The 19,983-nt window shown below is 61.8% G+C and carries 19 protein-coding genes and 1 tRNA gene; 7 read left to right on the top strand and 13 right to left on the bottom strand.

From position 1 onward, the window contains the following. Positions 1–5: 5 nt before the first annotated feature. Entirely contained in the window at positions 6–926 is a 921-nt protein-coding gene (pfkB, locus tag HX814_RS19140; protein ID WP_087694617.1) for a 1-phosphofructokinase, read from the bottom strand. Next, a complete protein-coding gene (gene ptsP / locus HX814_RS19135) occupies positions 927–3,785 on the bottom strand; it encodes a phosphoenolpyruvate--protein phosphotransferase (RefSeq protein WP_177008718.1) in 2,859 nt (952 codons plus the stop codon). 294 nt (positions 3,786–4,079) lie between these two features. Here ptsP and cra point away from each other — a divergent pair, with 294 nt between their 5' ends. Both cra and HX814_RS19125 read left to right on the top strand, forming a co-directional pair. Next, positions 4,080–5,075 (top strand): catabolite repressor/activator, encoded by a 996-nt coding sequence (gene cra / locus HX814_RS19130; RefSeq protein WP_177008717.1) that lies wholly within the window; start codon positions 4,080–4,082, stop codon positions 5,073–5,075. 5 nt (positions 5,076–5,080) lie between these two features. Continuing rightward, entirely contained in the window at positions 5,081–5,857 is a 777-nt protein-coding gene (locus HX814_RS19125) for a TatD family hydrolase (RefSeq protein ID WP_087694619.1), read from the top strand. A gap of 32 nt (positions 5,858–5,889) precedes the next feature. Here HX814_RS19125 and HX814_RS31730 read toward each other — a convergent pair whose 3' ends face one another. The 4 genes from HX814_RS31730 to HX814_RS19105 all read right to left on the bottom strand — a co-directional run bounded on the left by HX814_RS31730 (position 5,890) and on the right by HX814_RS19105 (position 11,697). Beyond that, positions 5,890–6,594, bottom strand: a complete 705-nt coding sequence (locus HX814_RS31730) for a methyl-accepting chemotaxis protein (protein ID WP_371132334.1) — start codon at positions 6,592–6,594, stop codon at positions 5,890–5,892. A gap of 1,485 nt (positions 6,595–8,079) precedes the next feature. After that, positions 8,080–8,916 (bottom strand): regulatory signaling modulator protein AmpE, encoded by an 837-nt coding sequence (gene ampE / locus HX814_RS19115; protein WP_177008716.1) that lies wholly within the window; start codon positions 8,914–8,916, stop codon positions 8,080–8,082. After that, positions 8,913–9,476 (bottom strand): 1,6-anhydro-N-acetylmuramyl-L-alanine amidase AmpD, encoded by a 564-nt coding sequence (gene ampD, locus HX814_RS19110; RefSeq protein ID WP_003215934.1) that lies wholly within the window; start codon positions 9,474–9,476, stop codon positions 8,913–8,915. The genes ampE and ampD overlap by 4 nt, the downstream gene beginning before the upstream one ends. A 61-nt stretch (positions 9,477–9,537) precedes the next feature. After that, a complete protein-coding gene (locus HX814_RS19105; RefSeq protein ID WP_177008715.1) occupies positions 9,538–11,697 on the bottom strand; it encodes a DUF1631 domain-containing protein in 2,160 nt (719 codons plus the stop codon). Between the two features lie 282 nt (positions 11,698–11,979). Between HX814_RS19105 and nadC the strand changes: the two genes are divergently transcribed. After that, a complete protein-coding gene (nadC, locus tag HX814_RS19100; RefSeq protein WP_008437288.1) occupies positions 11,980–12,828 on the top strand; it encodes a carboxylating nicotinate-nucleotide diphosphorylase in 849 nt (282 codons plus the stop codon). A 134-nt stretch (positions 12,829–12,962) separates the two neighbouring features. Here nadC and HX814_RS19095 read toward each other — a convergent pair whose 3' ends face one another. The 4 genes from HX814_RS19095 to HX814_RS19080 all read right to left on the bottom strand — a co-directional run bounded on the left by HX814_RS19095 (position 12,963) and on the right by HX814_RS19080 (position 15,426). Beyond that, positions 12,963–13,268: a DUF6388 family protein gene (locus HX814_RS19095; protein WP_008437299.1), complete on the bottom strand. Its 306-nt coding sequence runs from the start codon at positions 13,266–13,268 to the stop codon at positions 12,963–12,965. 136 nt (positions 13,269–13,404) lie between these two features. Next, positions 13,405–13,477: transfer RNA gene (locus HX814_RS19090), tRNA-Thr, on the bottom strand. Between the two features lie 39 nt (positions 13,478–13,516). Then, positions 13,517–14,926 carry an O-antigen ligase gene (locus HX814_RS19085; RefSeq protein WP_177008714.1) on the bottom strand — a complete coding sequence of 470 codons (1,410 nt, stop codon included), beginning with the start codon at positions 14,924–14,926 and terminating at the stop codon, positions 13,517–13,519. A gap of 86 nt (positions 14,927–15,012) precedes the next feature. Beyond that, a complete protein-coding gene (locus HX814_RS19080; protein ID WP_087694624.1) occupies positions 15,013–15,426 on the bottom strand; it encodes a pilin in 414 nt (137 codons plus the stop codon). 201 nt (positions 15,427–15,627) lie between these two features. On the opposite strand from HX814_RS19080, the gene HX814_RS19075 reads away from it, so the two are divergent. From HX814_RS19075 to yacG, 4 genes are read left to right on the top strand one after another with little or no spacing between them, the layout of a single operon-like run. After that, the gene (locus HX814_RS19075; protein ID WP_218175026.1) at positions 15,628–16,836 is read left to right on the top strand and encodes a type II secretion system F family protein; all 1,209 of its coding nucleotides are present in this window, start codon (positions 15,628–15,630) and stop codon (positions 16,834–16,836) included. Further along, positions 16,833–17,711, top strand: coding sequence for an A24 family peptidase (locus tag HX814_RS19070; RefSeq protein WP_371318528.1), 879 nt, complete (start codon positions 16,833–16,835; stop codon positions 17,709–17,711). Before HX814_RS19075 ends, HX814_RS19070 begins: the two co-directional genes overlap by 4 nt. After that, positions 17,708–18,331, top strand: coding sequence for a dephospho-CoA kinase (gene coaE, locus HX814_RS19065; protein ID WP_177008713.1), 624 nt, complete (start codon positions 17,708–17,710; stop codon positions 18,329–18,331). The genes HX814_RS19070 and coaE overlap by 4 nt, the downstream gene beginning before the upstream one ends. Next, positions 18,328–18,528 (top strand): DNA gyrase inhibitor YacG, encoded by a 201-nt coding sequence (gene yacG, locus HX814_RS19060; RefSeq protein ID WP_003215918.1) that lies wholly within the window; start codon positions 18,328–18,330, stop codon positions 18,526–18,528. The genes coaE and yacG overlap by 4 nt, the downstream gene beginning before the upstream one ends. On the opposite strand, the gene HX814_RS19055 is transcribed toward yacG, so the two are convergent. From HX814_RS19055 to HX814_RS19045, 3 genes are all read right to left on the bottom strand, one after another. Next, positions 18,525–18,740 carry a hypothetical protein gene (locus HX814_RS19055; RefSeq protein WP_003215917.1) on the bottom strand — a complete coding sequence of 72 codons (216 nt, stop codon included), beginning with the start codon at positions 18,738–18,740 and terminating at the stop codon, positions 18,525–18,527. The genes yacG and HX814_RS19055 overlap by 4 nt on opposite strands. 65 nt (positions 18,741–18,805) lie before the next feature. Continuing rightward, positions 18,806–19,495, bottom strand: coding sequence for an energy-coupling factor ABC transporter permease (locus HX814_RS19050; RefSeq protein ID WP_003215915.1), 690 nt, complete (start codon positions 19,493–19,495; stop codon positions 18,806–18,808). Then, positions 19,492–19,959, bottom strand: a complete 468-nt coding sequence (locus tag HX814_RS19045) for an FAD/FMN-containing dehydrogenase (protein WP_177008712.1) — start codon at positions 19,957–19,959, stop codon at positions 19,492–19,494. The genes HX814_RS19050 and HX814_RS19045 overlap by 4 nt, the downstream gene beginning before the upstream one ends. Positions 19,960–19,983: the final 24 nt, after the last annotated feature.

Below are 19,983 nucleotides of genomic sequence, written 5' to 3'. Positions count from 1 at the left end.
CCCTCTTATTGTTCTGTCAGCGGCCGCACGTGGACGCCGCTCTGCAAAGTCTCAAGCTGCGCTTCGTCGGTGATGCCAAAGCCGATCTGCGTGACCGCCATCGCGGCAATAGCGGTGGCGCGGCCCAAGGTCTGCTCCGGCGTATCGCCACTGAGCAAACCGTGAAGCATCCCGGCCAGCAGCGAGTCGCCGGCGCCTACGGTACTGGCCACGGTTACCTTGGGCGGCGTGGCGTGCAGCGCGGTATCCGGGCTGTACCAGCTCACACCCGCGGCACCGTCGGAGACCACCACATGCTCCACACCTTGCCGATGCAGTTGGCGGATGGCATCTGTGGAATGACCAAGGGCATCGGCCAGTTCTTCGGTATTGGGTTTGACCAACCACGGGCCGGCGTTCAATCCGGCGCGCAGCGCTTCGCCGCTGGTGTCCAGGGCGACTTTCAAGCCGAGGTTTTTCAGTTGCTGCAGCAGGCCCTGGAACCACTGAGGGGTGATGCCGCGTGGCAGGCTGCCGGCCACGACGACGGCGTCGTAGCCCGGAGCAATCCGCGCCAGTTGCTCAAGCAGTGCGTGTTGCGCCTGCTCGCTGACCAACGGGCCCGGCGCATTGACATCCGTGACCCGCCCGTCCTGCTCGGCGATCTTGATATTGCTGCGGGTTTCGCCCGGCACGCGAATAAAGGCATCGGTAAAACCGCGACGGGCAATCAGCATCTCGAATGCCTGGGGATTGTCCTCGCCAAGAAAGCCGCCCACGGTCACCTGATGACCAAGGTCCGCCAGCACCTGGGCGACGTTCACGCCCTTGCCGGCAGCGTGGGTGATCATCGCTTCGCTGCGATTGACCTCGCCCGGTTCCAGGCGCGCCAGGCGCACCGTCAGGTCCAACGCCGGGTTCAGCGTCAGGCTTAAAATCCTTGCCATTTACACGGCCTCCACAAGCGCACGCACTTCGGCGGGAGAACCCACCGCCAGGGCTTTTTGTGCCAGGCCCTGGGCCTCGCTCAGACTGAATTCACGCACCCGTGCCTTGACCTCGGGAATGCTGCGCGCAGACACACTCAGCTCATCCACTCCCAGGCCGATCAGCACCGGAACTGCCAAAGGGTCGGCTGCCAGCTCGCCGCACACGCCGACCCATTTGCCATGGGCATGGGCGGCGCGCACGGTGATGTCGATCAGTTGCAACACCGCCGGATGCAGGCCGTCAGCCTGGGCCGACAGCGTCGGATGGCCACGGTCGATGGCCAAGGTGTATTGGGTCAGGTCGTTGGTGCCGACGCTGAAGAAGTCCACTTCCTTGGCCAGTACCGGCGCCAGCAACGCGGCCGACGGCACTTCGATCATGATCCCCAGTTGCAGGTCGGCCACCGGGATTTCCAGGCGCAGGCGCTCGGTCATGGCCCGGGCCTGGCGCCACTCGTCAACACTGCCAACCATGGGGAACATGATGCGCAGTGGACGGTTGTCTGCCGAACGCAACAGTGCGCGCAATTGCGCTTCCATGATCTGCGGGCGTTGCAGGGTCAGGCGAATGCCGCGCACGCCGAGGAAGGGGTTTTCTTCCTTGGCGATCGGCCAGTACGGCAGCGGTTTGTCGCCGCCCACATCAAGGGTGCGCACCACCAGCGGCCGGCCGCCGAGGCCGTCGAGCACGCGGCGGTATTCGGCTTCCTGGGTGGCCTCGTCGGGCGCTTGTTTGTGGGCCATGAAAATCAGTTCGGTGCGCAGCAGGCCGATACCTTCGGCGCCCTGCTCCACCGCGCCGGCAACCCCGGCGCTTTCGCCGATATTGGCGAATACTTCGACGGCATGGCCATCGCGGGTCAGGGCCGGTTCATGGCGTTGCGCTGCGGCGGCTTTCAAGCGTTGTTCGCGGGTGTCGCGTTCGACGGTGGCGCGCTGCAAGGTGGCGGCGTCGGCGTCCACATGCAGGCGACCGCGCTGGCCATCCAGCAACAACGGCGTGCCCGAAGCCAACAGCAATACAGCAGGGCCTGCACCCACCAGCGCGGGAATGCCCAACGCGCGGGCGACGATGGCGCTGTGGGCGGTGGCGCCGCCACGGGCAGTGAGGATGCCGGCGACACGCACCGGGTCCAGGCGCGCCACGTCCGAAGGACCCACTTCGTCCATCACCAGGATGTAGGGTTCGTCCGGCTCCTGGGCGGTTTCGACGCCGCACAGTTGCGCCAGCACGCGGCGGCCAATGTCACGCAGATCGGCAGCGCGCTCGGCGAGCAAGGCGTCCTGCAGCGACTCCTGCTGTTTGGCGGCGGCTTCGATCACGCTCATCCACGCGGCCTCGGCGCTTTCGCCCTGCTTGAGGCGCGTCTCGACTTCGTCGGTCAGTTCCGGGTCGTCGAGCATCTCCTGGTGGGTGATGAAGATCTCGCGGATGGCCTTGGACTTGCTGCGCTCGATCAGGCCCTGGATGTCCCGGCGCACGTCGGTCAACGCCGCGTGCAGGCGCTGGCGCTCGATCACCGGCGACTCGCCGCGCAGCGGGTATTCGAAAGGTTGCAGCACCTGGATATGCGCCGGGCCAATCGCAATGCCGGGGGCGGCGGCGATGGCCTGGATCAGGCTGCCGGACACTGGCGCGCTGATCACCGGTTCGATCTCGACCACGGCTTGTTGGGCGCTGACTGCCGACAGCGGCTCGACTTCTTCGCCGAGGCCGTCTTCCACTGCCGCCAGCAAGGCGGGCAAGGCGTCACCGGCAATGGTTGGCTCGGCGACAAATTCCAGCACCTGGCCACGACGCGCACCGAGGCTGAGCAACTTGCTCAGGCTTTTTACCGATACCGCGCCGACGTCTCCATCGACGATGCGCACACGGATTTCACCGGCAAAACTTTTCGCCAATTGCGCGAGGATCTTCGCCGGGCGCGCATGCAGCCCGTGGGCGTTGGCCAGGGCAATGCGCACGCTTGGCCAGTCGGCGGGCAGTTCACCGCCGAGCACTTCCAGTACGGCCCGGCTGCTGGTGGCGCGGCCGAGTTCCTGGCCACGGCCTTCGATCAGCAAGGCACACAGGCGTTCGAGCAAGGTCTGGTGGGCCTCGCCGAGGCTGGCCAGGCAGAACAGGCCGCTCAAGGGCTGGCCCAGGTAACGCATCGGTTTATCCGGGGTGACAAAAGCCAGGCCCGGGCGCTTCACCGTCTGCTCGCTGTGCAACCACCACAGGCCATCGCCCAGGGGCAGCGCGTCGACTTGTTGCAGCACGGCGGCAAAGCCATTGCTCACGCAATCGGCCTGGCGCAGCAGGCGTGCGCCTCTCCACACCAGTTCTTCGAAATCATCAGCCGACACGCCCAGGCCAATCATCTGTGCGTCCAGCGCCAGCTCCTGCGGCGCACCTTGTAGCAGTTTCAGCAAGGCCTCGGCAGAACTGGCGCGACGCAGGGCCTGGCCCAGGTCGGTCTCGCCGAGGGCACGGGTCAGCAGTTGCAGCAGGCGCAGGTGTTCGTCGGATTTGGCGGCAATGCCGATCGCCAGGTAGACGATCTGGCCATCGCCCCAATCCACGCCGTCGGGAAATTGCAGCAGGCGCACGCCGGTGGCGAACACCTGGTCGCGTGTTTCGGGGGTGCCGTGGGGGATGGCGATACCCTGGCCGAGAAAGGTCGAGCCTTGGGCTTCACGCGCTTGCAAGCCACTGAGGTAACCCTCGGCGACCAGGCCATCGGCCACCAGTTTTTCAGCGAGCAGTTGCAAGGCAGCAGACTTATCCACAGCCGTCTGGCCCATGGATATCTGCTCGTGGGTGAGCTCAAGCATGCCGTTCTCCTAGTTAGTGCGGCGGGCGCACTAGGTATTATTTTGAATAAATCAGTGCAAAAGCGTTCGAATAAAATTGACTGAGTGGTCAGTTGGCAGGACCACACTCGTCGCGATAATCGTAAAAATACGCTTGCTGAAACGTTTAATCTAGAATTTATGGCAGATTACGCGTTAATTTCCCATGATTGAAGAGCCACTCGGCTGTTGAGTTGCGACAATGGTCGCCTGCAGTAATCGGTTACGATTGGACAAAATGTCGGGGCAAGCTCTAAAAAACAAGGAAATCCCGGTTTGAAACTCAGTGATATCGCGCGCATTGCCGGTGTGTCTGTGACCACCGCCAGCTACGTCATCAATGGCAAGGCCGAACAGCAACGGATCAGCAGCGCAACCGTCGAACGGGTGCGCGCCGTGGTTGAAGAACATGGCTTTACGCCCAACCCCCAGGCCGCCGGGCTGCGCAGCCGGCACACCCGTACCCTGGGTTTTATCCTGCCGGACCTGGAAAACCCCAGTTACGCACGCATCGCCAAGCTGCTCGAACAAGGCGCCCGTGCCCGCGGCTATCAATTGCTGATCGCCAGCTCCGACGACGACGCCAACAGTGAGCGGCAACTGCTGCAACTGTTCCGCGCCCGCCGTTGCGATGCGCTGTTTGTCGCCAGCTGCCTGCCGACCACCGACGACAGCTACCGCGAACTGCAAACCAAGGGTTTGCCGGTGATCGCCATCGACCGGGTGATGGAGTCTACGCAGTTTTGCTCGGTGGTCAGCGATGATCGCCAGGCCTGCCAGCAATTGACCAGCAGCCTGCTGCACCCGCTGCCCAGGCAGATCGTGTTGATCGGCGCGCGGCCAGAGCTGAGCATCAGCCAGGAACGTACCGCCGGTTTCAAGCAAGCGCTGAAAGACTTCAGCGGCGAAGTGCTGATCGAACAAGGCGAGTCGTTCAGCCGCGACTGTGGCCGACAGCTGATGGAGCAGTTGCTGCAAAGCCTGGGGCATTTGCCTGACGCACTGGTGACTACGTCCTACGTCTTGCTGCAAGGGGTGTTTGACGCGCTGCATGACTTCCCGCTCAAATCCCGGCCACTGCGACTGGGGACGTTTGGCGACACCCAACTGCTGGATTTCCTGCCGCTGCCGGTGAATGCCATGGCCCAGCAGCATCAGTTGATTGCCGACACCGCGCTGCGCCTGGCGCTGGCGGCCATTGAAGAACAGCACTACGAACCCGGCGTGCATGCCATCGGCCGTACGTTCAAGCAGCGGATTCACTCGGAGTAAGCGGTGTGGAGCTGATCGACAGCCACACCCATCTGGATTTTCCGGACTTCGATACGGACCGCCGCGAAGTCCTGAGCCGCAGTCGCCGCCTGGGCGTGCGCAGGATGGTGGTGCTCGGGGTCTATCAGCAGAATTGGCAACGGTTGTGGGACCTGGTGCAAACCGACGCGGATTTATTCGCCGCCTTCGGCCTGCACCCGGTGTATCTCGACGACCATCGCCCCGCCGACCTGACGGAACTGGGCGACTGGCTGACCCGCCTGAACGGCCACCGGCAACTGTGCGCGGTGGGCGAAATCGGCCTGGATTATTTCCTCGAACAGCTGGACCGCGAACGCCAGCAAAGCCTGTTTGAAGCGCAACTGAAGCTGGCGGTGGATTTCCAACTGCCGGCGTTGCTGCATGTGCGCCGCAGCCACGCTGCCGTGATCGCCACCCTCAAGCGCATTCGGCTGCCACGGGGCGGAATCATCCACGCGTTTGCCGGCAGCCAGGAAGAGGCCCGCGAGTACATCAAGCTCGGCTTCAAACTGGGCCTGGGCGGCGCGGCCACGTGGCCGCAAGCCCTGCGCATGCACAAGGTGATCGCCCGGCTGCCGCTGGAAAGCGTGGTACTGGAAACCGACTCACCGGACATGGCCCCCGTGATGTACCCCGGCCAGCGCAACAGCCCCGAACACCTGCCAGACATCTGCGCCGCCCTGGCGGAGCGTATGGGCATCAGCTCCTCAGCGCTGGCCGAGGCGAGCACCCGCACTGCCTGCGAGCTGTTCAACTGGTAGGGGCCCATCCCCGATGCATGCCTGGCCATGCCTCACACTCGAAAGGCCCCGATCAACTGCTTCAGCTCGATCACTTGCAAGGACAACTGCCGGCTGGCCTCTTCAGTCTGGTGCGCGCCCTGCGCTGCATGTTCACCGGCGCGATTGATCTCGACGATGTTCTGATCGATGTCATGGGCCACGGCAGTCTGCTGTTCGACGGCGGCGGCAATCTGCTGGTTCTGGTCGACGATCATGCCTACCGCGCCGAGGATGTTTTCGAGGGCCTGCTGGACTTTTTCCGACTGCCCCACCGTGCCATTGGCCATCTCGTGGCTGGTGCCCATGGCCTTCACCGCAGCGCCGACACCGCTGTGGAGCTTGGCAATCATCTGCTCGATCTCTTCGGTGGAGTGCTGGGTGCGCCGGGCCAAAGTGCGCACTTCATCGGCCACCACGGCGAAACCGCGTCCTTGCTCACCGGCGCGCGCGGCCTCGATGGCGGCATTCAACGCCAGCAGATTGGTCTGTTCGGCAATGCTCTTGATCACTTCCAGCACGCGACTGATGGATTGGCTGTCGATGGCCAATTGGTTGATGACCCGTACCGATTGATCGATCTCCGAAGCCAACGCCGCGATACTGCCTTGCTGGGACTGCACCAGGCCGCGTCCGCTGACGGTTTCATCGTTGACGCTGTGGGCGCTGCTGACCGCCGCCGCCGCGCTGCGCGCCACTTCCTGGGCAGTGGAGGACATCTGGTTCATGGCGGTCGCCACCTGCTCGATCTGGCTGCGTTGGCCGGACACGGCCTGGTTGCTGCTGGCCGAGACCGACTCCACTTGTCCGGCCTGGTGTTCGACCTGGTTGACGGTGTGCCCTACCCGCTCGATCAGGTCATGGATCTTGGCCACGGTGGCGTTGAACACCTGGCCCAAATCCCCCAGTTCGTCGCGGCTGTGGGCGATGAAGGTGACGGTCATGTCACCGGCCGCCACCTTGTCCATCGTCGCCCCCAGGCGGCGCAAGGTGGTGCGGGTGGAGGCGTAGAAACCGGCATACAAATAGAAGATCAGCAAAAACACCGACGCCAGTGCCGCCACCAATCCGATCATGTGCGTGCGGTTTTCTGACAGGCGTTGCTCCAGTTGCTGCTCGAGAAAGGTCAGGGTGGCTTCGTCGAGCTGATAGGTCTTGGCCATCAACGTGCTGACGTCGTCGTAGAAGCCTTGCCATGGGGCGTCGAGGGTTTCGGCCACCACGACCTGCTCTTCGAACAACTCACTGCCTTGCTTGAGGCTGGCCTTGCTCGCGTCCGCCAGGCTCGCCAATGCTGCGTGGGCGGGCTTGCTGGAGCCGAGGGCATCCTGCAGTTTCAGGCCGTATTCCGCCTGGAGCTTTTCCAGTTGCTGCAGCAGCTCGTCAAAACGAGTGCTGGACGACGAATTGAGAAAACCCTGGCCCAACGAATAAGCCCCCATGGCCCGGCCTTCCCCCAGGGTCTGGGTGACTTGCGGGGTGACGCTGGTGATCAGTTCACTGAGTTGGCGCAGGTCGCCCTGGGGGTCACGGCTCAAACCCGACTGGCTGGCGATGATCTGGCTGAGCATCTGCGCCTTGTTGAGGAGTTTGCCGATCAGCGCGCTTTTGCTGAGCAGTGAAGTTTCCTGTTGCTGGGCCTTGAAGGCGGCGATCATTTCATCGCGCTTGGCTTCGAAGGCGGCGGCCTGCTCAGGGTCGGCGGACAGGGCGTGGAAGCTTTGCAGGCGCTGCAGCAGGCTGTCTTCGAGGGCGGTGATTTTGTTTTCGATATCACCGGCCTTGCCTGATTGGCCGAGGGTTGCGTTGATCTGTACCTGGTTGTTCAGGGTTTCCAGGTCGCGGCGCAGGGCCAGGCTGCTGCCCAGCAGGTCGAGGCTTTGCAGCTCGATGCGAGTGCCCTGGAATTCTCGCCAGGAATCGCGCACCAGGTAGTAGTTGGTGGCCAGCATCGGCAACAGGAACAGCACGCTGATAAGGCTGAACTTCATGCCGAAGGTCAGGCGGTTCATGAACGCGACGGCGGGATAGAGCAAGCTCTTCACAGGTGAACTCCCTTTTCTTTTATTTTTATTGAGGGCGCAGGGCGGCGGCAGATAGCCACTATTTGGCGCTCTGTCTGTATAGCTCAATTCGAAAAGGAGGTTTGTAACTTAAGGTTAACGAGGTAGGAGCGAGCTTGCCCGCTCCTACAGGGAGGCAAATCAGGGCAGCACGGTCCAGATGGCAAAGCCGGCGTACCACAGCACGGCGGCACGCAGCAGCAACTCCCAGATACGATCAAGGCTGTTGATGCCCTCGGCGCCTACCACCGGTGGCGGGATCTCCGCGGCCACCAGGCCCACCTTCTCCACCAGTTGCGCAGCACTGATGTCCCAGCTCAGCAGCTCATGCAGCATCACCCGGCCGACCGCCACAAAGTTGCCGACCAGGGCGAAACTCGCCGCCAGCAAACGTACCGGCAACCAGTCGAAGGCATGGCGCAATTGCCCGGCACGCTCGGCCACCAGTGGGTTCTTGCTGTTCTCGGTCGCCAGCGCCAGCAGACGGTAGGCCAGGGCGGCCACCGGCCCGAGGAGGAAGTACCAGAAAATCACCGCGAAGAAGCTTTGGTAGGCCTGCCACAACAGATGGCCCTGGACCCGCTCCAGCAACTGCTCACCACTTTCGGCACTGATGCTCAAGTCACGTTCGGCCACATGTTCGGCCGCTTGCAGGTCACCCCGGCGCCAGGCATCACGGAACGGGCCCAATCCGGCCAGGAGATCGCCACGGCCCAGGCTGTAGATCACCACCAGCAGGTGCACCGGCAGCGCCAACAGGCCATAGGCCACTGGCTCCAGCACCAGCAACAACAACGCAAGCAAGGCCACCGGCAGCAGCACCAGCAATGTGAGGATCAGCCACGGCTGCTTGCCCAGGCTGGCGCTCGACTCCAGCTTGGCCAGTTCCCGCAACCAACCGCCATCACGTTGTATACGATGACGCAGGGCCGAGAACTTCTCGATCCATACCGCCAGCACCAACACCAGAAAACTCATTGTGCGTGTCCTCCATCCTGCAAGGCGCTGCGAAAGCGCGCCCAATCAAATTCGGGTCCGGGGTCGGTCTTGCGTCCCGGGGCGATATCGCTATGGCCACAAATGCGCTGGCGGGTAATGCCCGTGTACGCCGCCAGTAACTGGCGCGTCAGGGCGATCAGGGATTGATACTGGGCATCGGTGAAGGGCAGGTCATCAGTGCCCTCCAGCTCGATCCCCAGGGAAAAGTCGTTACACGTCTCACGCCCCTCGAAGCTCGATACCCCGGCATGCCAGGCCCGGTCCCGGCACGAGACAAACTGCGTCACCGCGCCATCACGCTCAATCAGAAAATGCGCAGAAACCCGTAGGTCGGCAATACCTTCAAAGTAGGGGTGTTCCGTGACATCCAGGCGATTCTGGAAAAACTCGTGCACCTTGCCGGTGGCGAATTGCGCCGGTGGCAGGCTGATGTTGTGCACCACCAACAGGGAAATCTCGCCACCGGGGCGCTCGTTGAAGTTGGGCGAGGGGCAATGGCGAATGCCCTGGCACCAACCGCTGGCGGGGTCCAACTGCATACTGGTTCCTTGAACGAGGCTGGGGTGACTCAGTATGCCGCGTTCCGCTGTCTGGTTGCGATCACTTGGCGCGATGAAGTTGGCGCAGGTTGCCAATCACCGAAGCCAGGGCGCGGTCGAACAACAGGGCATCATCCAGGGTTCGCACCGCGCCGCGCTTGAACTCCAGGGCCAGTTCAAGCGGATTTTTTTCCAATACCTTGAGGCCGGTTCGATTGACGAAAATGCAGGTATTGCCCGGCGCAATAATCGCCGTCAGCTTGCAACGCAGGGTGTTTTCGGCGTCTTCCTGAAATTCCACCCAGCAACCGATCCGCAGTTGCCGAACCTTGAGCAGGTCGGGATCATCTTCCGGCAGGCTCGCCTCGATGGCCGGTGCCGCGGGACTGAGGACGAATGCCTCGCGCACCTCGACTTGCGACAGCGACGGTTGTTCCTCGGCACTGCCCCGGAACGACTGGACATGCAGGGTTTGCAAGCGGGTGAAAAATTCCCGGGTAATGAAGGGATCGAATGCCGCGCCGCTCAACCCACCGCGCAAGGCTTTCAGCAAGCCTGGCAACTGCTCCAGCAGGTGCCGGCCGGCTTCGGTGTCTTCGCTGAGGCCGACACTCCAGATCAACTCGTCCATGGTGCGCAACCCGGCCAGCCATTGTGGCGAGTGCTCGCCATGCTTCAGGCACGCCAGCAACAGCACCTGGCTCCAGGCCTGTTGCAGGAACTGCACCACGACCTCGGGCAGTACTTTGCCCAGCAACCGCAGATTGAGGGCTTCGGCTACACGCTGACGAGCGATTTCGGTACGGGCGCGCCCTTCTTCCGCATCGCGGGTACGTTGCTCCAGCAATTCGCTGCGGCGTCGCTCGTCATGGGTAAACGCGGTGAACTCGGTCAGTAACTGGGAAAAGATTGCCGGATCATCCACAAAATCATTCAACAACCGCTGCACTACCTGCTCGATGTGCAGGTACAGGCTGTCGCGCTGATAATCGTCGCGCTGGCTCCAGCCCATGGCCGCCGAAGCGATTTCATTGAGCAAGCGTCGCGCCGGGTGATTGGTGCGGCTGAAAAAACTCTTGTCCAGCACCGCCACTTTCAGCATCGGGATCTGCAGGCGCGCGATCAGCGCCTTGAGGGATTCGGGCACCGTACCGTCATTGAGGATGAACTCGAACAGCATGGCGATCAGGTTGATCACATCCTCGTCCGCATCCTCCACCACCCGCGACTTGCCGCTCTTGACGCTGACCCGGGTCAGCAATTGTTCAAGCTGGTTGCGCAGGTCGAAATCATCCTCGACCTCAGGCTCAGGCACATATTGCTGCAAATGGGAGAGCAGGCGCAGCAAGTCACGGGTGGAGATGGGCTGGGTCTCGGCGCTGGCTTCCAGCGTGGGTGCCACGCTGCCGCGCACTGCCGACAGCAATTCCTGCAACGCCGCGAAAACTTCCTGGCCGCTGTCGTCTGCCGGGTGTCCGGCAATCGGCGGGGTGTCTTCAGGCAACTCGGCCGTGGCGACGGCGCGCCGCGATGGCACGGCCTTGAGTTCGGGCAATACGCCGGTGGCGATCAGCAACTGATTGGCTTCGCCGTACAACAGATCAGCGTCACTGAGCACGTATTTCTCAAACAGCTTGAGAATGATCAGCTTGACCCGGATTTCCACGCCAAGGCTGCGTCCTGCTTGCAGAAAAAACGCGCACAGCATTGCCGGGCCCAGGGGGTTGTCCCGATCATCCAGGCGTTTGTCGAGCAAGGCATTGAGTCGGGCTGTCAATTGCCCAAGGGCGAGCCCGTCACGGCGCAGCACCTTGCCCAGCATGGCCTCGAGCGCGACGGCTTTTTCCAGCTCATCGCCCGAGACCCCGGGCGCCGCGGTGTAGGACACCACCGGAATCAGTTGCAGCTCACCGCGCTCCACGTTGCCAAGATTGGCAAACGCTTCGTAGAGTTGCTCCATGAAGCCACGCTCGAAATTCTTGCGCTTGAGGCGCAGGTCGCGCATGGCTTCAAAGAAAATACCGTGGTCGACGTTACTGCGGGTCTTGTCGGCCATTTCGAACAGGGTGTCGTCGGCGTTATCAAACAGCTCCTGCAGTCCCTGCCTGAGTTGCTGCGCCGCCTTGTCACGGACCTGGAGCAACACCACCGGCAGGCGGGCGAGCGGCGATGGCGTCGCCCGTGCCTTATTGATCGGCACCACCTTCCCGTCATTGTGCATCCTGGCCTCCTGAAACGGCGGTATTCGATTGTGTGAAGGATCGGTGCAGCAACGGCGCGAAGCACGCCGGGGCACTGCGAAAATCGGGCTATCACCGTGACGTCAAAGCTATGACGCCAATTGCAAGGCGCGAGATTATCTTGCAAATGAGGGTTGTTGCGCCAGCGAACTCTGTGATTGCCGTGTAAATGAACATCGCGCACCGCACCCGAGGTGCCAGTTGCCTTGGGTTCAGGCCCGCCCTGCCCCTATAATCCAGGCACTTTGTTTGTGGAGCCTGTTATGCCCAATCTTCGTCTAGCCGACCTGACCGCCGAAATCGAAGCCAACGTGCGTCGCGCACTGCTGGAAGACATCGGCAGCGGGGATATCACCGCACAACTGATCCCCGCCGAACGCCTGGCCAAGGCCACGATCATCACGCGCGACGCCGCCGTCATCAGCGGCACGGCCTGGGTGGAAGCGGTGTTTCGCCAATTGGACCCACGCGTCGCGGTGCATTGGCAGGTGCGCGACGGCGAACGTGTCAGCCCCAACCAGGCGCTGTTTCACCTTGAAGGCCCGGCCCGCTCGCTGCTCAGTGGCGAGCGTTGCGCGCTGAATTTCCTGCAACTGTTGTCAGGCGTTGCCACCCGCGCCCAATACCTGGCGGACTTTGTCGCGTCCACCCAGGTCAAGCTGCTGGATACACGCAAGACATTGCCCGGCCTGCGCCTGGCGCAAAAATATGCAGTGACCTGCGGTGGTTGCCACAACCACCGCATCGGCCTGTATGACGCGTTCCTGATCAAGGAAAACCATATCGCAGCCTGCGGCGGCATTGCCCAGGCCATCAGCGCCGCCCACAAGATCGCCCCGGGCAAGCCGGTGGAAATCGAAGTGGAAAGCCTGGAGGAACTGCGTGAGGCACTGGCGGCGGGCGCCGATATCATCATGCTGGATGAGCTGAGCCTGGATGACATGCGCGAAGCGGTGCGCCTGAACAACGGCAAAGCCAAGCTGGAGGCCAGTGGCGGGATCAACGAAAGCACCCTGCTGCCCATCGCTGAAACCGGCGTGGACTACATCTCCATCGGGGCGATGACCAAGGATGTGAAGGCGGTGGATTTGTCGATGCGGCTTAGTCTCTGAAACGCCCTTGAATGTAAGCGCCTGCTTTTGTGGCGAGGGAGCTTGCTCCCGCTGGAGTGCGCAGCGCTTCCAAGGTTTTTGGGGTCGCTTCGCAACCCAGCGGGAGCAAGCTCCCTCGCCACATCAAACTTGTGTCAGATCGCGAGATTGTTCATCCCGCAATACTCGTTCCAGTCGACACCCAACACCTCGGCCGCTTCCTTGTGCAAAGCCAGGCGCGCCGCCTCGAACGCTTCGGGGGTGGAGGTGTACTTCAGGGTCAGTTCCCATGGCTGCAGGCCCTGGGCCTCGGCCTCATCCTCAAACGCCCATTGGATCTGGTCCCTTTGATCATCGGCGCTCAGGTCCTTGATCTCATCCAGCAGTTCCGGCGACTCCGCGACGTACTTTTTGAGGGCTGCTTCGTGCCGCGCTTCCTGGGTCATTTCTTGTGTGGTCATGTCGTTCTCTTAGATCGAGGAATGGGGATGCATCTGGGTCATCAAGGTCGCGCAGATACAAAAGAACAGGCATGAATACCGGTTCGTCTGGCCTTCAGAACCATTCTGGGATCATCTGAAAACTGTGTTGCCTTTGTGCCCGAGACAGGAATCGAACCTGCGACCTTCGCGTTACGAGTGCGCTGCTCTACCGGCTGAGCTACACGGGCGGTGGGCTAAAGCTAGCACTGCCTTGGACGTCCGGCAACTCACTGCATTTCGAGGGCAATCACACCTTGCACCCAAAAGCGTGGCTGCAGGTGACCGTTGCCCAGGCCCATGTAGCGCTCGCTGCGCTCCGTGAGTCGGGGCACGTCACGAATCGCGACGAACACCAGCAAGCCCACGGCCACGACGCTCGCGGCCATCCACACCCTGTACAACGCCGGCACCGGGGCGACCGATGGAACGCGCCACACATGCAATCCCATCAGCCAGCCAACCACCAGCGCCAGCCAGAGTTGCGACACCGGCATCACGATCACCCCATCCACCTGTGCCTGGGCCAGTGCACCGATCAGCGAAGCAAACAGGCACAGGCGCAGCAGGTCCACGGGCGCCAATGACAACGCACGCTCACGCAACACGCCCAAGGTTGACCAACCCGCCCACGCAACCAACGCGATCATGCAGAGCGTCGACGGTACGCCCCATTCGCTGGCCCACTGCAGAATCGCCTGGTGAGGGTGAGCGGCAATGTCATTGGCGATGTCGGCAAAATGCATCGGCCCGAAACCCAGCCAGGGCCGCTCGATAATCATGCTCCAGGCCTGCCACCATATCGGCCCACGCCCCGAGAGGCTGGTGGTCAGTCGGTCTACGGCACCATTGGAAATTACAATCCCCAAGTACCCTGCCAGCACCGTGAAGACCAACCAATACAACACTAACCCACAGGCCAGTGCCGCCAACTGCCAGCCCAGCCAACGACGCCCCTGCGGCCCCAGGAACATCAGTACGCAGCCGGCAGCGCCCATACCGAGCCAGGTGCCGCGGGTACCGCCACCGATCGCGATCAGCCACCAGACACACAGCAGGGCGAACACTGCACCCCGCGCTGGACGAGCGACGTTTGAAACCAGCAAGGGAAGCGCCAGCAGGGGCAGGGTGAAGGTCTGGAACTGACCGTAGAAACGTTTATTGGAGAACCCGGACAACAGCAAATCGGTATTCACGATTGCTTCGCCGCTGGTGAAGGCGAGGACCCCGGCGTGCAGATATTGAATGCTTTTAACCATGCACAGCAGCAATACGAACAGGACCAATACACGATCCAGGGACTCATCCCCATTGCGCCTGGCCCGGCTGAAAGCCACAGCAGTGGCGCAACAACTGATGAGCAGCGCCAGCTCGGTCAACGCCCAGAGTGGCTGGTGGGCCAACAGGGTCGAAACCAGCCCCGCGCCCCCGATCAGCGACACCCCGAGCGCTGTCGACCTGTCTACGCATCGCTCTGCCTGCGGCAAGCACAGCCCATACACCACCGCACACAGCGCCACCCATATCTGCACCGCACGTTGCCAGTCATGACTACTGAAAGGCGCGCAGATCGCCAGCATCAGCAGACACATAACCACGACGAGGAATATGTTCCCCCGCTGCTGGACAGACGACGTCATCGGCAACCTCTACTTCCTTGTGATGGGCGTAGAGCGGTTTACACACACGCTCTTCCTTGCTGCGTAAACAGTAGACGACCTGATGATCACGCGCCGCCGGAAGCACAACCTTTAGCGGCGTATTGGTCTTCTGCCGTGGTGGTGCACTTCCAGCCGGTTGTGGCGCTACGGGTCAAGGTGATGATCTTGCCCAGGACCGGCGCGGGTGCATCGAGGATTTCACAGGCAATCGTGCCAGCACCGGTGGCGATGTCGCCGGTCACGTCAATCTTGCAGTTGGCCGTTGGGCTGGTCCCGCCAATCAACGCCAGGGTCGGTGGCGTCCCCTGGTTCAGCGTGTCTTCAAAGCCCGCCTTCAACGCGGAGACTTCGGCCAGCCCTGCGGTGAACTTGGCCTTGGCCTGGTGCTTGGTGTACATGGGCAGGCCGATGGTGGCCAAAATGCCGATGATTGCCACGACGATCAACAATTCGATCAAGGTAAAACCTTTCTGACGCATCACATTCACTCTCCAGAATAAAACCTTTCGCGAGGCGCATCCTGCACCCCGTCTCGGCAACCGCGCCAGTGTACTCACCCCCGCGCAACCAATGCTGAACAAGACGCACAAACTGACATTTTTTCGCTCACGGCGAGCCTGCCCGAATCCGTCACCTGACTAAGCTATAAATCTTCCACTGTCTGTGTGCGGAACCGTGAAATGAATGATGTTTCAGCGATCTATGCCTGGGAAGGCGTCAACCGCAAAGGGCGCAAGGTATCCGGAGAAACCCGTGGTCACAATCCCGCCCTGATCAAGGCACTGCTGCGCCAGCAAGGTATCAATCCTGGGCGCGTACGCAAGAAATTCGCCGGTTGGCCGAGCCTCGCCCTGCCGGTCAAACCGGCAGAGATCGCCCTCTTCACCCGCCAATTGGCGACGCTGCTGAAGGCTGGTATCGCACTTTTACAGGCGCTGGATATCATCGCCGAGGGCTTCGACAACCGGCATATGCGGGAGCTGGTACAAGGCTTGAAGCAGGAGATCGCCGCCGGCAGCAGCCTGGCTGTCGCCTTGCAGAAATACCCACGCTACTTCGATGATCTGTACTGCAACCTGGTTGCGGCGGGTGAACAGGCGGGCGCACTCGAAGCGCTGCTGGAAAGGGTGGCCATTCACCTGGAAAAAAGCGAACAGCTGAAAGCCAGAATCAAGAAGGCCATGACCTATCCCGTGACGGTACTGGCAGTCGCCACCGCTGTCAGCGCAATCCTGCTGATTCATGTGGTGCCGCAGTTTCAGGGGTTGTTTGCCGGCGTCGATGCACAACTGCCGGGCTTTACCCTGGGCGTCATCAGCCTGTCGGAGTTCATGCAGCAAAGCTGGTGGATGCTGATCCTGGCCGCAGGTGCCGGTTTCGCAGGACTGCGCAAAGCCTATCGCTCGTCCACAGGCTTTCGCCACTGGCTCGATGCCAGTTTGTTGAAAGCTCCCGTGGCAGGCACACTGCTGAAAAAGTCGGCGGTCGCCCGCTACGCTCGCACGCTCTCGACCACCTTTGCGGCGGGCGTTCCATTGGTGCAAGCATTGGATTCCGTGGCCGGCGCCACGGGTAACGGGCAGTTCAAACAGGCAATCAATCGTATGCGGCACGACGTTGCAACCGGAATCCAGCTGAATGAATCCATGGCCATAAGCGGCCTGTTTCCAGGCATGGCGATCCAGATGACGGCTATCGGCGAGGAGTCGGGCACCCTCGATAACATGCTGGAAAAAGTCGCCTGCCACTACGAGGCTGACGTCGATAACCTGGTGGACAACCTTACCAGCCTCATGGAGCCGCTGATCATGGTGGTACTCGGCGGCATCGTCGGGGCATTGGTGCTGGCCATGTACCTGCCGATCTTTCAACTCGGTACAGCCTTTTGAGCACGCCACTGACTGAGATCCTCGTTTATCAGCCGTGGGTGTTTGTGTCAGGCGCGTTGCTGCTGGGCTTGATTGTCGGCAGTTTTATCAACGTGCTGGTATGGCGCCTGCCGAAGATGCTGGAGCGCGAATGGCGAGCCCAGGCCCATGAGGTCCTCGGCCTTCCCGCCGAGCCCATCGCGGCTCCCTATAACCTGATGCGCCCCAACTCCTGTTGCCCACACTGCAGCCACCCGATTCGCCCCTGGGAGAATATTCCGCTGCTCAGTTATGTACTGCTCAAGGGACGTTGCTCAAGTTGCCATCAACCTATTGGCGCGCGTTATCCCATCACTGAACTGGCGTGCGGGCTGATCTCGGCGGTTGTCGCCTGGCATTTCGGTTTTGGCTGGGCAGCCGGGGCGGTGTTGTTGTTGAGTTGGGGCTTGCTGGCGATGAGCCTGATCGATGCAGACCACCAACTGCTGCCGGATGCGTTGGTGCTGCCGTTGCTGTGGCTGGGCCTGATCCTCAACAGCTTTGGCGTTTTTGTGTCATTGCACGATGCGCTGTGGGGCGCGGTAGCCGGTTACATGAGCCTGTGGTCGGTGTTCTGGGTGTTCAAGCTGATTACCGGCAAGGACGGGATGGGGCACGGGGATTTCAAGCTGCTGGCCATGCTCGGTGCCTGGGGCGGCTGGCAGATCCTGCCGATGACGCTGTTGCTGTCTTCCCTGGTGGGTGTGATGGGAGGCCTGATTCTATTGCGCCTGCGCAAAGCCCACGCATCCACTCCAATGCCTTTTGGTCCGTATATGGCAATTGCCGGCTGGATTGCATTGCTCTGGGGTGGTCAAATAACCGACTTCTATTTGCAGTCTGTCGGTTTCAGATGACCACTTCTGTCGCAACACCCTGGATTCTTGGCCTCACTGGCGGCATCGGCAGTGGCAAAAGCGCGGCCGCCGAACACTTCGTCCGGCTTGGCATGGACTTGATTGACGCCGACCACGCCGCGCGCTGGGTAGTCGAACCCGGGCGCCCTGCCCTGGCGCAGATTGCCGGGCATTTCGGTGCGGATGTGCTGCAGCCTGACGGGCAACTGGACCGCGGCGCGTTGCGCAAGCTGATCTTCGAAGTGCCCGACGAGCGCCGCTGGCTGGAGGCGTTGCTGCACCCGCTGATCGCCGAGGAGATTCGCAGCCACCTGGCGCGTGCACAATCGCCTTACGCGATCCTGGTGTCACCGCTGCTGATCGAGTCCGGCCAGTACACCATGACCCAGCGGGTGCTGGTGATCGACGTGCCGCAATCGTTGCAGATACAGCGTACCCTGCAACGCGATGGCATCAGCGAAGCGCAGGTGCAGGCGATTCTCAAGGCCCAGGCCACCCGTGAAGACCGCCTGCGCCATGCCGATGACGTGCTGGTCAATGACCAGGACCTGGCCCGGCTGCACGCCGAGGTCGAGCGACTGCACCACTTTTACCTTACTTTGCGTGGAGGCCGATCATGAGCCAACCCTTGAACGTCGAATGCCCAACCTGCGGCGCACCTGTGGAATGGAAAGCAGAAAACGTCAACCGTCCCTTCTGTTCGGACCGTTGCAAACTGATCGACCTGGGCGCCTGGGCGTCCGAGGAACACAAGATCCCGGTCAGCCCGGACGCCGAGGACGACCTGTTCTCCGAAGACTTTCAGCCCAAACACTAAGGCCGCATAAAGCCATAGTCCTGCTGGTCGTCGAGATTCTCTGCAAGGTATTGCAACTCGTCGGCCAGGTCTTCAAAACTGCGCACGCCCTTGCTCTGCTGCACCACCGCACTGAGCATGGCGCGCAGGGTCAAGCCCGGGTCAAAGCCGATTTCCTGCGCCGCGTCCTGGCTTCTGCGTAACTCCTGCCGTGCCCACTCGTACACACTCATGATTCCGTGCTCCTGGAAATTTTGCAGAGCATGCGACCACTTGCGTGTGCGGCATTTGACCTGGATCAAGGCCGCGGATCGTCATCCTTCCAGGGCGCCGAGAGGTAGCGAGTGCGGTTGAATGTCTCCAGCCACTCGGGGCAGAACACCACCAGGGCGCTGATCACCATGCCGTTGATAAAGGCCTCGGGGAAAATGATCAGCCACAAGTAGCCGACAAAATCCTCGATCCATTCCGGCATCGCAAAACGGCCATCGAACCACAGCAGCCCCAGGCCTGCCAGCAGGCACAGCAAGGCCGACAGTGCGGCGGCGAAAAAGCCCGAACAGAAGATATACACAAAGGGATTGCGTGGCTTCGCCCGCTCCACCAGCAGCGCACATCCTTCGGTGACCAGCACCGGCAACAGGATCAGCAGCATGCCGTTGATCCCCACGGCGGCCAGGTCCTGGCGGCCGAGCAACACCAGGCCGATTTGCGCGGCAAAGCCTCCGACGATCGCCAGGGGCCAATCGAGCAACAAGGTCACGGCGGTCATGCCGATGAAGTGGTAGGACACCCCAGTGTCGAAATCCCGGCGCACCAACCACAACATGAACAGTGCGAATACGGTGCCGAACAGCAAGTGCTGGCGTCGGCGGTCGGCAAACAGCTCGACCCACGGCGAACGCAGGAGCGCCCACATCACCACCGGCGCATACAGCAGCCAGCCGATGCTGAGGGTTTCCGGCGCCAACACCGCTGCGCTGATCACGGCTGCACCTGCTCCAGGGCCTCGCGCAGTTCAGCGGCGGAATCGTATTCGTGCTGCGCCACCAGCGTTCCGTGATCCAGTTGCAGCCACAGCACTTTATCCACAGGTGCGGGATAGCGCGGGCTTACACGGGCATCGCGGTCGAGCATGACGCGATAGTTGTAGGCCTGCATCGCCGGCACCGCGAACATCTTCGCGATCAGCCGGGGCATGCGCTGGATATCGGCGAGAAACACCGCATGCCGAGCCTCCAGGTAACCCTTGGGCTGGCCTTGCAGCGCCGCATCGACGATCTTGGCGGCGTCCATGCTGCGCGCTACGAGCAAGGTTTGCGCCTGGTCATCCAGGGTGTAGGCCTGGTCGAACTGATCAAGCAACGTCCAGGGTGCAACGCGCTCACCCACTTCGACGGCGTGGGCCCACACGGGCAAAAGACTCAAGAACAGCACCACAAAACCCTTCACTGCATACTCCTCATGCCACGGGAA

This window comes from Pseudomonas sp. C8002, assembly GCF_013385765.1.
Classification (GTDB): domain Bacteria; phylum Pseudomonadota; class Gammaproteobacteria; order Pseudomonadales; family Pseudomonadaceae; genus Aquipseudomonas.
This window is presented reverse-complemented; position numbering and strand designations above follow the sequence as displayed.

Excerpts from the sequence above, each read along its gene's own strand:
- HX814_RS19075 (WP_218175026.1), top strand. The coding sequence starts at position 15,628 with ATGAATGATGTTTCAGCGATCTATGCCTGGGAAGGCGTCAACCGCAAA.
- coaE (WP_177008713.1), top strand. The coding sequence starts at position 17,708 with ATGACCACTTCTGTCGCAACACCCTGGATTCTTGGCCTCACTGGCGGC.
- HX814_RS19105 (WP_177008715.1), bottom strand. The coding sequence starts at position 11,697 with ATGCACAATGACGGGAAGGTGGTGCCGATCAATAAGGCACGGGCGACG.
- ptsP (WP_177008718.1), bottom strand. The coding sequence starts at position 3,785 with ATGCTTGAGCTCACCCACGAGCAGATATCCATGGGCCAGACGGCTGTG.
- pfkB (WP_087694617.1), bottom strand. The coding sequence starts at position 926 with ATGGCAAGGATTTTAAGCCTGACGCTGAACCCGGCGTTGGACCTGACG.
- HX814_RS19055 (WP_003215917.1), bottom strand. The coding sequence starts at position 18,740 with ATGAGTGTGTACGAGTGGGCACGGCAGGAGTTACGCAGAAGCCAGGAC.
- ampE (WP_177008716.1), bottom strand. The coding sequence starts at position 8,916 with ATGAGTTTTCTGGTGTTGGTGCTGGCGGTATGGATCGAGAAGTTCTCG.
- HX814_RS19085 (WP_177008714.1), bottom strand. The coding sequence starts at position 14,926 with ATGACGTCGTCTGTCCAGCAGCGGGGGAACATATTCCTCGTCGTGGTT.
- ampD (WP_003215934.1), bottom strand. The coding sequence starts at position 9,476 with ATGCAGTTGGACCCCGCCAGCGGTTGGTGCCAGGGCATTCGCCATTGC.
- yacG (WP_003215918.1), top strand. The coding sequence starts at position 18,328 with ATGAGCCAACCCTTGAACGTCGAATGCCCAACCTGCGGCGCACCTGTG.
- HX814_RS31730 (WP_371132334.1), bottom strand. The coding sequence starts at position 6,594 with ATGTCCTCCACTGCCCAGGAAGTGGCGCGCAGCGCGGCGGCGGCGGTC.
- HX814_RS19080 (WP_087694624.1), bottom strand. The coding sequence starts at position 15,426 with ATGCGTCAGAAAGGTTTTACCTTGATCGAATTGTTGATCGTCGTGGCA.
- nadC (WP_008437288.1), top strand. The coding sequence starts at position 11,980 with ATGCCCAATCTTCGTCTAGCCGACCTGACCGCCGAAATCGAAGCCAAC.
- HX814_RS19095 (WP_008437299.1), bottom strand. The coding sequence starts at position 13,268 with ATGACCACACAAGAAATGACCCAGGAAGCGCGGCACGAAGCAGCCCTC.